This is a genomic window from Methanobrevibacter sp. (assembly GCF_017431965.1).
Taxonomy (GTDB): domain Archaea; phylum Methanobacteriota; class Methanobacteria; order Methanobacteriales; family Methanobacteriaceae; genus Methanocatella.
In genome coordinates, this window is sequence record NZ_JAFRKB010000058.1 from 17,897 (window position 1) to 32,113 (window position 14,217).

Below are 14,217 nucleotides of genomic sequence, written 5' to 3' on the forward strand. Positions count from 1 at the left end.
CTATAACTCCACTTCATATGCAGAATTTACAACAGTTTTGCTACCTGACTTTTCTACACTAATCTTGTCTATGTTTTGGGTAAATTCATCTCTTTGAGTATTTGCAAATTCACCAACGACAATTTTTCCTTCCAATTCTTTTGGCTTCATCCTATCTGCAGCAGATTTAAATACAGTATTGGCTTTCATTACTGCCGCCATTGCAGTAGGAGTTTTCAGTTTATTTTTACGGCCAAAGTAAGTTGGGCATTGAGTTGCAACTTCAATAAATGAAAATCCAGGATTTTTCAATCCATCTTTAATGGATAAAACAAGGTTTTCAATTTGAACAGTGGTCCATCTTGCAGAATAAGTTGCACCTGCCGCCGCGACAAGTTCAGCTAATTTAAATGGAGCATCTTGATTACCATATGGTGCAGTTGTTCCGAAACTACCTTTAGGAGATGTAGGGCTGATTTGACCCCCAGTCATTCCGTAAATATTATTATTGATACAGATTACTGTTAAATTAATGTTTCTTCTAGCCGCATGAATCAAATGATTACCACCAATGGATGCTGCATCACCATCACCAGTAAATACAACAACATCCAAATCTTTGTTAGCTGTTTTTAAACCTGTCGCAAAACTTAATGCTCTTCCATGAGTTGTGTGAAGAGAATCACACTTTAAATATCCTGGAATTCTTGAAGAACATCCAATTCCTGAAACCATTGCAATATTATCAAAATCCATTTCCGCTTTTTCCATTCCCGCTAAAAATGCGTTGATAATGGCACCGTTTCCACATCCTGGACAGAAAATGTGAGGCAATCTGTCTTCTCTTAAGTAAGGGAGAAATCTATTTTGTTTATTATCAGACATTTTAGTTTCCTCCTATTTCATCAATTTTATCCAATATTTCATCAGGGGTTGGCAACAAGCCGCCAATTACTCCCAACAAATGAACATTTTTATCTTTAATGACACGGTCAACTTCATAATACATTTGGCCCAAGTTCATTTCTACAACAAGCACATCCTTTGCATTTGCTGTTAATTCCTGTATCTGTTCAACAGGGAAAGGCCATGGAGTATCGATTTTTATATAACCCACTTTTTTATCAGTCCTGTTTACAGCTTCAACAACGGACCTGACAGGAGCCCCATAAGAAACAATGACAATATCTGCATTATCACAGTTTTCGCTTCTTACAGAACAGATTTTATCCCTATTGTTTAAAACCTTATCACATATTCTCTGAATGAGCTTATCGTGGGTTTCAGGATTATTTGTGTCCGGATAACCTCTTTCATCATGAGTAAGTCCAGTCACATGTATATTGAATCCATCTCCGAAAGCAGGCATTGGAGTTGTTCCATTTTCAATATTTTCAAATGGCAAGTAATCATCTGTTTTTTCAGGCCTTTTTCTTGCAACAATTTCAATATCATCTTCCACAACAATCTTTTCTCTCATATGCCCAATTACTTCATCAGCCATTACAAATACAGGGACCCTATATTCTTCGGCTAGATTAAATGCTTTAATTGTAAAATCAAAGAATTCCTGAACGCTTGATGGAGATAATGCAATTGGTTCATAATCCCCATGAGAACCCCAACGTGCTTGCATCATGTCCCCTTGTGCAGCCATAGTCGGCTGAGCGGTTGAAGGAGAACCTCTCTGAACATCCACAATGACAATTGGAGTTTCACTCATGAATGCATATCCAATATTTTCCTGCATTAAGGATATGCCCGGTCCGGAGGTTGCAGTCATTGATTTGGCTCCTCCCCAAGAACCACCAATAATAGCTCCCGCTGATGCGATTTCATCTTCCATCTGGACAAATGAACCTCCAACTTTTGGCAATTCACGAGCTAATGTTTCTGCAACTTCAGTGGACGGAGTAATCGGATAACCTGCAAAAAATCTGCATCCAGCAGCTATTGCACCTTTAGCACATGCCTCATTTCCTTGAATAAAAAATTCTTCAGCCATTTTTATTTCTCCTTTGTAAAGTTAGGATTGAAGTTAATATCATTGCCTTCTTTCATCCACCAATTCTCAATCAAATCAACTGTAATAGCTTGATCAGGACATGCAACTTCACATGTGCCACATTTAGTACACCTCTCTTCAAACTTAACAAAAGGCAATTGAACACCTTTCTTATTAGTTTCCGGAGATATTGCGTATACATTTTGATAGCACATGAATAAGCAAAGATGACATCCTTTACACAAATTCTCATCAATAATAATCAATTTTAAATCTCCTAATATATTTATCATAAATAAATATAGAATATGTATATATCTGTTATTAAACATTTAAATATCTTTAACTTTTTGTCAATACACTGCTTTCAAGATATTTTTTTGGTTGAATGGAAATTTGCCAGACACCATTAATAGAAAAAAAAATTAATTTTTTAATAGGATATATTCTTTATTAAACCCTAATATTACTTCATAATTAAATTCATATCCTAATTTAGATAAATTTACAATATTATCTGTTTTCATTAGAGTTTCATTTGAAAATGGATTATATGTTTTTCCATCATCAGTAAATGTGATATAAATTTCATCATCAATTGCTCTTATTGTAATGTCTATGCTTTGGAGATTTTCATTATTCCTAAAGATATCCTCACATACATCATTTATCGAATTTGAAAGAATGGCCGCACTATCTTTGTGAACGTTTTCAATGTGAAGCAACACTTCCTTAGATTGACCATCCAAATATTTATCAACTTTTCCGATATCCTTTCTGTGATATGTCCAAGTAACTAATTTTGAATTTTGAAGCATTAACACTTTATTTATATAACTTTTATGAGTTTTTTGAAGTTTTGCTGTGTAAAGGATATAAATCAGTACTGGAATACATTCAGCCACTATTATTGAAACCCAGATGCCCACTCCACCTATTACATTTGTTAATATCAATGCACCCACAACAGCAAACAAAAATTCCTCTAAAAATGAAATAATAGAAGCAATTCTATTTTGTTCAATAGCCTGTGCATAATTTGTTAATAGATAAGATAAGCAACGGCCCACCAATGAAAAAGAAGTGATGCGAATAGCCACAGTAACTACTTCGGCATGATGAGGATTGACAACATTGAATATGGATAACAATATTTGAGGATAAACAAAAAACAGCACACTTATCGGGAATGAAATCAGAAGCAGTTGTTTAAGTGAACGTACAATTATATAATGTACCGCTTCAAAATCCATCTCTTTATATAGCACTGTTACAATTGGAGACATTGTTTTCATAATCCCTGATAAAAATATGTAAACAAAAGATTCACTGTTATCATATACTAAAAACGCCAAAAGTCCTGCCACACCATAATGACTTGAACATAAATAGGTTAAAACAGTAATTTTTAAGGAAAAAAATATTTTTCCAATTACTTCCGGAGTATTAAGTACAAATTCCTTTAAAGAGAGAATAATCTCTTTAATCTTAAATTTCGCTAATGAAATTAAGTTATAAGAACTGTTTTTATCAAATAAATAAGTGGAAATATATATTGCTCCTACAAGATATCCTAAAACAGACGCTAAAGCAGTGGAAGTAATTCCCATATTAAATACTTTTAAAAATAGGATGTCAAAGATTATATTTAAAATATTGGCCATAAGAACTGCATAAAAAGGCATTTTTGGTCGTCCATCAGAACGAACAAAAAATGAAACAACCAACAGATAACAATTTAATGGATAATAAAACATGAATATAAAGAGATATTCCTTACTGACATTAAAAATCTCTGCTGGGGCTTTGAAAAACATCAGTATATTATCAGTGAAAAAGAATATAAACAAAAGAAATAGTATGGACAATACACATATTCCCAAAATTGAAATCGTAAAATAATAATTCTTTTTTTCATGATTTAACTGTGATTGAGCTCTTAATGCTAATAAATTACCTCCCTGGCCAAATAAAATATAAAATATGCCAGTAAAGTAAGTTAAAGGAGATGCTAAATTAAGTACGGCCAATTGTGAAGAGCCTAAAAAAAAGCCTATAATGATTACATCAACTACAGCGCACATCTTTTCAGACATTACCATGAAAAATGTCGGCAATAGCAATTCATTATATTTTTTTCTTAAAAAGGAATATTCTCTTTCTAATTTAACATCCATATACTCCACCATATCTAATTTCAAAATTCTTCATCATAAAACATTATTATTTGTATTGAGTTCCTCACATTCTAAAATATAATAATACAATGATTATTTATTTAACTTTAAATATTAAAAATATTTGTTATAATAATCACCATACCGACAAAATTTATTAAAAAAATAAAATAAAATTAATATTATGAAACACTTAACAACCCCAATCACCAATGAAGATTTGAATAATCTCAATGTTGGAGACAAGATTGTCATTTCCGGGACAATTTATACCGGCCGTGATGCAGCGCTTCCTCAACTTGTCGAGTTAATTAAAGAAGATAAAGTTCCTTTTGATTTGAACGGAAGCGTCATTATGCATACTGCCTTTAGCGAAGCAGGGATCGCTCCAACAACAAGCAATAAAGAAGAGATCGAATCAACAATACCAATTTTAAGTGAAAATGGTGTGAAAATCCATATTGGAAAGGGAATGTTAAGCGATGAAACAGCAACATCATTAAAAGAAAACAATTCACTTTTTGTAATAACACCACCAGTTGCAGCACTTCTTACAAGTAAAGTATTGGAAAAGAAATGCGTTTTATTTGAATGGGAAGGTATGGAAGCCATGTTCGAGTTAAAAGTAGACAGTATCCCTGGAATAGTGGCCATCCACAAGGGTGAAAAAATATAATTAAAATTTATAAAAAAAATAGAAAAGAGTTATTGGAAATAACTCATAAATGATGAAAACTATTCTTCATCTTCTTCTTCGCTGGATTCTTCTCTTTTTTCAAATTCATCTACAAAGTTAACTTTGGTGATTTCTTCAATGTTGTCCCAAATATCTTTTGCAATTCTGAATCTAGCAAAGGTAATGTCCATGTAGGATTGTTGGTCGAATTTGGCCATTTCATCTAATTTGATGTTTGCAACACCATCAACGATGTCGATTTCGGTTTTCTCAATATCCACATTAGGGTTGGAGTAATGTAACTCAATCATACTTTTGATTTTTTCTGCTTCATCTTCGATGATTTCAGTTACTTCAACATCATAAATTAAATCTTTACCTGCTAATTCATGGTTGAAATCAACTTTTACTCTTCCACCGTTTACGGTTAAGATTTTACCTGTGGTTCCTTCGGATGTGATTCTCATACCTGGAACAGGGGTCATGCCTTGTTTTCTGAACTCTTTCATTGGTACTAATTGGATTAATTTAGGGTTACGAGGACCGAAAGCATCATCAGAATCGACTTCAATGTGTTTAGTTTCACCTGCTTCTAATCCTTTAATAGCTTCTTCAATAGCAGGCAATAAATGATTTCCACCTACAACAATAGGGATTGGTTTATAAGTTTTGTTTTCTTCGAAAATACCTGCTTCTTGTGCAATTTCATCATAAGTAGTATCAAATACTTCATCATTTTCTTTAACTTTACCAGTAAAATTTACTCTAACAAAATCTCCGTTATCTATAGCCATAAAAATTACGCTCCTTAATAATTTTGATTAAATAATTTGTTAATGAATATAACATTTTATAGTTTTAGTAACCATCACTTATTAAAGTTTTGCCAAATATACTTTTCAAATGCTCTTTCTAAAATATTAATATTAAATAAAAATAAATTTATATTCCATGCAAAGACGAGGGGCAGTAAATTTACCACTTCACGGAGGTCATCCTCCAAAATGGTTATTTCAAAGGATGGTTGACCTATCCGGTGCATTGGCTTCAGTCATCATTGAAGAGTATAGCTTAAACGAATTTTTAAACAGGATATCAAATCCCTATTGGTTTCAAGCATTCTCATGCGTTTTAGGTTTTGATTGGCACTCATCAGGTACAACCACCACAACATTAGGTGCCCTAAAAGCATCATTAAGTCCAGAAGAACACGGAATTTATTTGACTGGAGGTAAAGGTGCAAAATCCAGAAGAACCCCTCAAGGAATCGAACATGCTGGAGAGGTATTCAACCTGAAAACAAAAACTACCGAAAAATTAATCGAAACAAGTAAATTATCTGCTAAAATCGATAACTCATGTATCCAGGACGGATACACACTATATCAACATAATTTCTTCATTACAGAAAGAGGAAATTGGGCTGTTGTCCAACAGGGCCTTAACACGGAAAATAAATATGCCAGAAGATACCATTGGTTAGGTGAAGAGGTGGATAAACTCCTGAATGATCCCCATAGCGGAATTTCATGTGATAAAATAACTCCAGATACATTGAATATGTCTTCAAAGGATAGTGAGGAAGCACAAAAAATAAGCGTTGATTTGATTAACGATAATCCCAATCATTTAAGACAGTACTTCAAAAGAAAAGACAATCAAATGCTTTTGGAGGATTTCACAATGCCAGAACACCACCCTGTTTTGGATATGGATATTTCCGATAAGGAATTTGAAGTGCTCACAAGAGCTTGGGAAATACAGCCTGAAAACTATGAAGAACTAATTTTGCTTCAGGGAATCGGACCTAAAAAAATAAGGGCCCTTGCACTAATCTCCGATTTGGTTTATGGCGAGCCTGCAAGCTGGAAAGATCCCGTAAAATATAGTTTTACCCATGGAGGAAAAGACGGTTTTCCATATCCCGTTGACAGAGAAGTCTATGACAACTCCATAGAAACAATACGGGATGCCCTTGACCAAGCCAGAATTAAAAAAGATGAAAAATTAAAAGCCATCAAGCGATTGGACGATTTCATATCCTAACGGTTTTCATTGTGAATATTGACATTTTTTCCGTGTGCAGTTGGAATGACCTCAAGTACAGGATTTTCAAACTCCAATTCGAACTCCTTGCCATCCATCAACAAGTGTTGGAATACTGCAAGAGAGGATACTTCAGAATGAGGTTGAGTTGTTACTGAAACATTCCAATCAGCAGCCTTATAAACTTTTCCTGGAACTTTAGAGCCTCCAACAACAATTAGAATATCTGCTCCAGACTCTCGAACTTCAGGAGCTGTTTCATGAGCTTGAGAACCATACATTGTTAAATGAACCACTTTTCCACCGTCAGCTTTCCATTTATTGATAACGCCCATGTAACTTTCAGTGTATTCTATTTCAAAAGAACCTCCAAACCTTGAAGAGGTATCTCTTACATTTTCCATGAGCTTATTGTCCCTCTCACCCGCAAGATAGATTTTGCTAGCTCCAAAAGCACGGGCGGTTAAACATACATGAGTTGTAATACGAGTATCTCTTTTTAGTCTATGGTCCAATCTTAAAACATTAACATTCATAATATCCTTAGAAAATAATCAATTGATAAAAATAATTAATCTAATATTTTGAATTTGGAATATATAATGATTTGCTTGATTAAAAGATGGGTTCCACTCACTGCACTATGGAGAGGGTGAATTTTGAAAAGAATCTGATGGAGTAATTATTTAGTGAGTGGTTAACCACATCAAAACTAGCTATACATTACCCGATTAATAAATGAATGCTTTTTTTCGAATCAATAGTGATTCAAATACATTAAATTTATTTAAAATGAAAAATCAGAAGAAAAATAAAGCTGATGCCATGAACAACAATGCCATTAAACGACCTACTTCATTACTCATTCCCAAAACATCCCCATTTGCAATTCCAAAATTGCGCCTTGCAATAATTGAGATGATTATTCCCGAAAACATCGCCCCTAAAACGCCGCAAACACCAACGACTTCACCTAATAAAAATGCTATGATGCAAACGAGGACTGTGGAAATCAGATATTTGGAAGGAGTGGTCTCAAAAATGAAATGACAACCTATTCCGGGAGTTAAAGGTATTGATAACAATGCAGTTGTCAAAAGAGATGTCTTTGCAGCCATTTCGCATATAATTATCCCAATTATAAAATTATAATCCAAAATGTTGTAAATGCCCGCAACGGTCAAACTGGCCACTAAAAACAAAGTTGCAACTCCCCCTGCACCTACAGAAGAATCTTTCATCACTTTAATTTTACGTTCAGGTTCTCCATGAACCATAACCCCATCAGCCATGTCCATAACACCATCCAAATGATTGTAGCCTGTGATAATCATTAAGAATGCATAAACTATAGCTGCTGTGAAAAATGAATTTAAATGAAGGAAATTCAAAGAAACATAACCGCAAATTGCTGCCAAAATACCTATAAATACATGTAACAAAGGCCAGCACCAAGTTAACTTGGTCATGTATTCAAGAGATGTGTAAACACGAAGCGGCAATATTGTTGAAAATGTTAAAAGCCCTAAAAGTGATTTAATAGGTGAAAATTCTTCATCTTCAAAGTAGTTATCATCTTCCATAAGCATTCCCCAACGATTTTATATATCCATCCGAAAGTTAATTCTATTTCTTAGTTATAGTATATTCTCCATAATATATTATTCTTATCAATCAGAAGCTAATCAGTCTAAACCCAATATGATACAAACAATGTAATTTTTTGAAACTAATGAAGATGTTCAAATGAGCATCAATCTTCAATTTCCTTCTTAATAATAAATTATAATTAACAAATAAGTGGATAATTTTCATTTAATCAAAAAATGATTGCATATATAGACCTTAATTTAGAAAAAATTTTATACATAAAAAATAGATATTTTAAATTATGTTTACATTTACACGTAAAGAAATACTAAATTTAATCATTGCATTTATCGTGCTTGCAGTTGCTTTTGCAATATCCACTGTCAAACTTGATGTTCACAGATTCATTTCAGTTTTACCTATCGTTATGGTTGGTGTGGCTATAGGATCCTTATCACATGAGCTCGGACATAAATACGTGGCAATGAAATATGGTTACCAAGCCGAATTTAAAGCCTGGCCCATAGGATTATTAATTGCACTCGCTTCATCATTCATTGGTATCGTATTTGCATTTCCCGGTGAAATTCGCACTAATGCAGACAATATAACTGATGAAATGAATGGTAAAATTTCAATTGCCGGACCAATGGCCAACATGGTACTTGCATTAATATTTATTGCAATTGCAATACTGGCATATCCTTTAATGTCCTATTCATTAATCTTTACATTAATATATTTAATCGGTACTGTAGGTTTCTCCGTTAATGCCTTTTTAGCTACATTTAACCTATTTCCAATTTATAGCTTAGATGGGACTAAAGTCTTAAAGTGGAACATTGTATATTGGATTATTGCTTTTGCCATCGCCGGAAGTATGCTCTTAATATCCATTGGAATAGGTGCTGAAAATATGGTTAAATTAATCATTGAGATGTAAATGGCATAATATTAAGCTGAAGATGTGATGTAGACAACTAATTATCAAATCTGGATGCAATGAATATTTTTTCTAAAAATTAATGGGCAAGTTATAGGGATTATTGACAACCCCCACATCTTTTTTTCTCCCACACTCACTTTTTTAAAGCATCATATAATATACTGCTGCTATACTTGGCAATGCAAGGATAATTGTGTTTCTAATCATCTTATAACGACGGATTTTCCATTCTTTTGGTGTCAATTCCCTCACTTTTGGGATTTTCAAAACACTTAAAATAATGCTCGCTGACAGGAAAATGAAATATGCATTGAGGATAAACAGATATCCTGCACCAAGGAGCATGTCCCACCTGCCGTTTGCAATAGAATATCCGCAGGTACATAGCGGAGGCATCAGAGCAGTTGCAATTGCAACACCCGGAATAACAGTATTTGTCTTGTCTATTCTGGTTTGCCCAATGATTCCTGCAAGCCCACCAAAGAACGCTATAAGCACATCAAAAAAAGTCGGAGATGTTCTTGCAAGCAACTCTACTGTTGGTTCTTTAACTGGGGAGAAGAGAAAATAAAGCATTGCTGCAGTAACACTGATTACAATCTGAACTCCAAACCCAAGGGATTGCTTGCGAAGCAAAGAATAATCTGCAGACACACTTGCATATGCTGAAGCAAGGATACTTCCCATTATCGGTGAAATCAACATTGCACCAATAATCACTGCTGTTGAACTCATATTGAGACCGACAGAAGCAATTACCATCGCACATACCATCACACACATATTAGTTCCAGTGACTTTTCCCCCATCAAGGAGACGTGACCTAATCTCATCATTTGATGCGGAATCTTCTGATAATGAAAACATTCTTTTTATTTTTTCTTTTATTGTTTCTTCTTGATTACTCTCTCCACTCATATTGCCATTTCCTTTATCCTTTATGATACGTCAAAAGACGGCTAACTTTGAAAATATTCAGTAAAATAATTTCAATTATTATTCCCTATTAAATAATTGATGTTAATATTAATTAAATTGATTGTTATCTCATTGTTTTAATTCTGTTAGGAATATCGCAACTATTCCTCAAATATCTTTGAAACGCATCCGGCAATCAAACCTGCAAAAATATCATCCAACATAGGAGGTAACCCATAAATAATTCCAGGTTTTGCTTCATCATACCTTTTAAAATTAAACGCAGCTTTTGTTCCTGCAATCTGATTTGAAATAGCCAAACCTAAAACATCCCCAGTATACAAATAAGCCGGATCACCAATTGCATCAAATTCACGTATGCGATTTCCGGTTAAATCCTGTTCTGTTCTCATTGCCGCAACAAGAAGAGTTGCAACATTAATATCCGCCAAAGACTTGAGAATTTGTGATTTCATTTTTTCTTTAAGCTCATCAGTTACCTCAATGCCTGAAACAAGCTCCATTCCAGCATCGACCAAGTCTCCAATTTGAATTCCTTCAGCAACAAGGTAATCTAAAATACCGAATGATAACTCAAGTTGTTTGAATGCATCTTCAATGCTTATTTCAACGGCATCATCGATTCGAATTTTCAATTCATCAAAATCAACTTCATCATATTCCGCATTATTAATGTCTAAATCATTTCCATCAGTTTCGGGAATATTTGAAAGCACTGCAAGAAAATCATTGATGTTTAGGATATTCTGAATATGCAAAGGCAAAGACATATTGGCAAGTACCTTAGCCTTAATATTTGTTACAATCTTAAAGACTTTTAACAAATCTTTTGGAGCCAAAACCCTGTTAATGTATAGAATATGGCTTAAATTGATTCTCGCATCGCTAAATCCTTTAGGAGAGTTAGCAACCTGAAGATGTTGTGTAAAATCCTGAAGTACAACATCATTCGCCATGAATGTAAAAAGAGTCAAATCATCATAAGTGTTTTTAAAATATTGCAGGGATTCTGTGGCTTGTGCAATATATGAACCATGAAAATGGTTGAAAACTTCTGCTTTTTTAGCGGTAGCTTCAAAATCATCCTTAGCCTTGACAACATTGACATTTTCCACAATGTCAATTCCGTCACCAACAGTGAAATCGCTGAATGCCAAAAAAATGATTTGGATTGTTAATGCAAATCCCATAATCCTTTTCAATGATATTAATTTTCATGATATGCCCCAACAAATATGTATATTAATTATTTAATTTAAATTTTATATTATCAACTGAAAGGACATTATATTATGACAATCATTATTGACCCTCAATCTAGCGGAATAGCTGGAAATATGATTATTGGAGCACTTGTCGATTTGGGTGCGAATAAGGATGAATTAAAGGAAATTATGGAAAAATCAGCTGAACCGTTTGGTAAAATTGAAGTGAGCTTCGATAAAGTTACAAAACATGGAATTGCATCTACATATTGCCATGTGGAAATGCTTGAATGCGAAAATTCCATTAATTATACTGATTTTATTGAAAAAATCAAAAGATTAAACCTGGAAGAAAATGTTAAAAAAACTTCTATAAAAGTATTTGAAAGAATAGCTAAAGCCGAAAGTGAAGTTCATGGAAAAAGTCTGGAAGAAATCCATTTTCATGAAGTCGGATTGAGTGATGCGGTGGCAGATGTGATTGGGTCAATTTATGCTTATTATTCACTTAATTTTAATGAACAAAAGGTCATTGGCCTTCCTATAGCAGTTGGCGGAGGAAGAATAGAAACTTCACACGGCATACTGCCCGTTCCGGCCCCTGCAGTTGTGGAGATACTGAAAGATACGAAAATTGTTGGAGGCCCTGTGGAAAGTGAACTTGCAACACCGACCGGAAGTGCAATTTATGCAGAAATCTGTGATGAAACAAAAGAATTCATACCGCCTCTTAAACCTAAAAAGACAGGATATGGTGCAGGAAAAAAAGATTTTGACCATCCAAATGTTTTAAGAATTATTGAAACCGCAGACATTCAGGAAAGTGATGAAATCGATGTTATTGAAACAAACCTCGACCATTTAACAGGAGAAGAGATTGGATACTTATTTGATAAACTTCAAGATGCTGGAGCTAGCGATGTCTCCATCACCCCAATTATAATGAAGAAAAACCGTCAAGGAAGTCTTTTAAAGGTAATTTCACCAAGAAACAATAGGGAAAAATTAGTAGACACCATATTTGCTGAAACTGGAAGCTTGGGAATTAGGATCGCTCCAAACTTACATAGAGGAATCGCTGAAAGAAAATTCATTAAAAAAGAGTTTGAAATTAAAGGCGAAAAATTTGAAGTAACCTTTAAAATAGGATATGTAAATGGAGAAATTATATCTTCAAGACCAGAATACGAAGATTTAAAGCAGATTGCTGAAAAGACTGGCCTTCCATTGATAAAAGTTAAGGAGATTGTAAAATGAAAAAAGCCATTTCAGTATTATCTGGAGGCCTTGACTGTACTGTTGCAACAAGCGTTTATGCAAAGGAATATGACATTCATGCAATAACATTTAATTACGGGCAGAAGAGTTTTGAAAGGGAATTGGAAGCCTCAAAAAAAATCTGCGAGAAGATGGGATTTAAACATAGCATAATTGACCTTCCGTGGCTGGCCCAAATTAGTGGTTCAACCTTAAATACTGATAAGGATATTCCTGAAGTAAGCGAAGAAGACCTGGATGACATGAAAAAAAGTAGTGAAACCGCAAGCAGCGTTTGGGTTCCCGCAAGAAATATGGTATTTACTTCAATTGCAACATCATTTGCCGAAAGTGTTGGAGCTGAAATAATAATAGTTGGATGGGATGCTGAAGAAGCCGCAACATTTCCAGACAACTCAAAAGAATTTTTAAATGCATTTAATGATTTGATAGAAATTGGTTCACCTGAAAATATTAAAATTGAAGCACCAGCCATTGATTTAAATAAAGAAGAAATTGCTAAGTTAGGTCTTGAAGTTGGTGCTCCAATGGAAATAAGTTATTCATGTTATGTTGGCAGAGAAAAACACTGCGGCGTTTGTGAAAGTTGCATGAGACGCAAACGTGCATTTAAAAAATTAAAGATAAAAGACTTAACCGAATATGAAAGGTAACTAGTCATATTTCTCCAAATCTTTTTTCCAGTTTGCATCATCAAGAGAAACATCATTTCTCAAACAGTATGATGCATTTTCAACAGAAGTGTATAAATCTTCTATACCTTGTTTTGATTTTTCATAATATGCAGTCCTTGATTTTCTAATGCCTAAAGCGCCTGCCTCAGAGTATGAATCAATATCCGCACCAATGAAAATAAATTCCCAACTGTGATTGGAAATCATATTTTTGATTTGTGATTTTGAATATTCAACAGAAGAATTTTCCATCCCATCAGTCATGATGACAAACAAGACTTTATTGTCGATTTTATGGTTAAGGGTAGTGATTGTCTTTCCAATCGCATCCAAAAGGGCAGTACAACCTCTTACATAATACTCTTTTTCAGTTAATTCACACACATCATTAATTAATCTTCTTTCATAAAGCACTTCATATTCATCATCAAAGAGAATTGTTGTTACATTTGTATTTAATTCCTTTTTCCTTTCCCGTTCAATGAATGAATTGAATCCACCGATTGTATCCTTTTCAGACCCATGCATTGATCCGCTTCTATCAATTAAAAATATCAAATCCAAGTCTTGCTTTTGAGGTACTTTTTCCATAATTTCACTTCCTTGAAATTTTTTGGTGTTTAATGAAACCTTGTTAATAAGTTGTTAATAACTTACACACAATATATTAACAAAAACTAGTATATAAACATTTCGCTAAAA

15 protein-coding genes are annotated in these 14,217 nt (G+C 33.9%); 5 read left to right on the forward strand and 10 right to left on the reverse strand.

The window, feature by feature from the left end:
* The 4 genes from IJI93_RS08755 to IJI93_RS08770 form a co-directional block, all read right to left on the reverse strand.
* Positions 1-864, reverse strand: coding sequence for a 2-oxoacid:ferredoxin oxidoreductase subunit beta (locus IJI93_RS08755; RefSeq protein WP_292822181.1), 864 nt, complete (start codon positions 862-864; stop codon positions 1-3).
* 1 nt (position 865) lies between these two features.
* Positions 866-1,984, reverse strand: a complete 1,119-nt coding sequence (locus IJI93_RS08760) for a 2-oxoacid:acceptor oxidoreductase subunit alpha (protein WP_292822183.1) — start codon at positions 1,982-1,984, stop codon at positions 866-868.
* 2 nt (positions 1,985-1,986) lie between these two features.
* Positions 1,987-2,250, reverse strand: a complete 264-nt coding sequence (locus tag IJI93_RS08765) for a ferredoxin family protein (protein ID WP_292822185.1) — start codon at positions 2,248-2,250, stop codon at positions 1,987-1,989.
* Between the two features lie 159 nt (positions 2,251-2,409).
* Complete coding sequence (locus tag IJI93_RS08770) at positions 2,410-4,161, reverse strand: MATE family efflux transporter (protein ID WP_292822186.1); 1,752 nt, start codon at positions 4,159-4,161, stop codon at positions 2,410-2,412.
* Between the two features lie 184 nt (positions 4,162-4,345).
* Here IJI93_RS08770 and IJI93_RS08775 point away from each other — a divergent pair, with 184 nt between their 5' ends.
* Entirely contained in the window at positions 4,346-4,837 is a 492-nt protein-coding gene (locus tag IJI93_RS08775; protein WP_292822188.1) for a fumarate hydratase C-terminal domain-containing protein, read from the forward strand.
* Between the two features lie 59 nt (positions 4,838-4,896).
* Here the strand turns inward: IJI93_RS08775 and IJI93_RS08780 are convergent, their stop codons facing one another.
* Entirely contained in the window at positions 4,897-5,631 is a 735-nt protein-coding gene (locus IJI93_RS08780) for a peptidylprolyl isomerase (RefSeq protein ID WP_292822190.1), read from the reverse strand.
* 157 nt (positions 5,632-5,788) lie between these two features.
* On the opposite strand from IJI93_RS08780, the gene IJI93_RS08785 reads away from it, so the two are divergent.
* Complete coding sequence (locus tag IJI93_RS08785; protein ID WP_292822192.1) at positions 5,789-6,883, forward strand: DUF763 domain-containing protein; 1,095 nt, start codon at positions 5,789-5,791, stop codon at positions 6,881-6,883.
* Here the strand turns inward: IJI93_RS08785 and IJI93_RS08790 are convergent.
* On the reverse strand, positions 6,880-7,422 hold the full coding sequence (locus tag IJI93_RS08790) for a tRNA (cytidine(56)-2'-O)-methyltransferase (RefSeq protein ID WP_292822255.1): 543 nt from the start codon (positions 7,420-7,422) through the stop codon (positions 6,880-6,882). The genes IJI93_RS08785 and IJI93_RS08790 overlap by 4 nt on opposite strands.
* Before the next feature lie 261 nt (positions 7,423-7,683).
* Positions 7,684-8,466 (reverse strand): adenosylcobinamide-GDP ribazoletransferase, encoded by a 783-nt coding sequence (cobS, locus tag IJI93_RS08795; RefSeq protein ID WP_292822194.1) that lies wholly within the window; start codon positions 8,464-8,466, stop codon positions 7,684-7,686.
* Between the two features lie 308 nt (positions 8,467-8,774).
* Here cobS and IJI93_RS08800 point away from each other — a divergent pair, with 308 nt between their 5' ends.
* On the forward strand, positions 8,775-9,416 hold the full coding sequence (locus IJI93_RS08800) for a site-2 protease family protein (protein ID WP_292822196.1): 642 nt from the start codon (positions 8,775-8,777) through the stop codon (positions 9,414-9,416).
* Positions 9,417-9,560: 144 nt separating this feature from the next.
* Here IJI93_RS08800 and IJI93_RS08805 read toward each other — a convergent pair whose 3' ends face one another.
* Entirely contained in the window at positions 9,561-10,337 is a 777-nt protein-coding gene (locus tag IJI93_RS08805) for a DUF389 domain-containing protein (protein WP_292822198.1), read from the reverse strand.
* 161 nt (positions 10,338-10,498) lie between these two features.
* Positions 10,499-11,560: a phosphatidylglycerophosphatase A gene (locus IJI93_RS08810; RefSeq protein ID WP_292822200.1), complete on the reverse strand. Its 1,062-nt coding sequence runs from the start codon at positions 11,558-11,560 to the stop codon at positions 10,499-10,501.
* A gap of 90 nt (positions 11,561-11,650) precedes the next feature.
* On the opposite strand from IJI93_RS08810, the gene larC reads away from it, so the two are divergent.
* Positions 11,651-12,820: a nickel pincer cofactor biosynthesis protein LarC gene (gene larC, locus IJI93_RS08815; RefSeq protein ID WP_292822203.1), complete on the forward strand. Its 1,170-nt coding sequence runs from the start codon at positions 11,651-11,653 to the stop codon at positions 12,818-12,820.
* Positions 12,817-13,494 carry a 7-cyano-7-deazaguanine synthase QueC gene (gene queC, locus IJI93_RS08820; protein WP_292822205.1) on the forward strand — a complete coding sequence of 226 codons (678 nt, stop codon included), beginning with the start codon at positions 12,817-12,819 and terminating at the stop codon, positions 13,492-13,494. The genes larC and queC overlap by 4 nt, the downstream gene beginning before the upstream one ends.
* On the opposite strand, the gene IJI93_RS08825 is transcribed toward queC, so the two are convergent.
* Positions 13,495-14,106 carry a vWA domain-containing protein gene (locus IJI93_RS08825; RefSeq protein ID WP_292822207.1) on the reverse strand — a complete coding sequence of 204 codons (612 nt, stop codon included), beginning with the start codon at positions 14,104-14,106 and terminating at the stop codon, positions 13,495-13,497.
* Between the last annotated feature and the right edge of the window lie 111 nt (positions 14,107-14,217).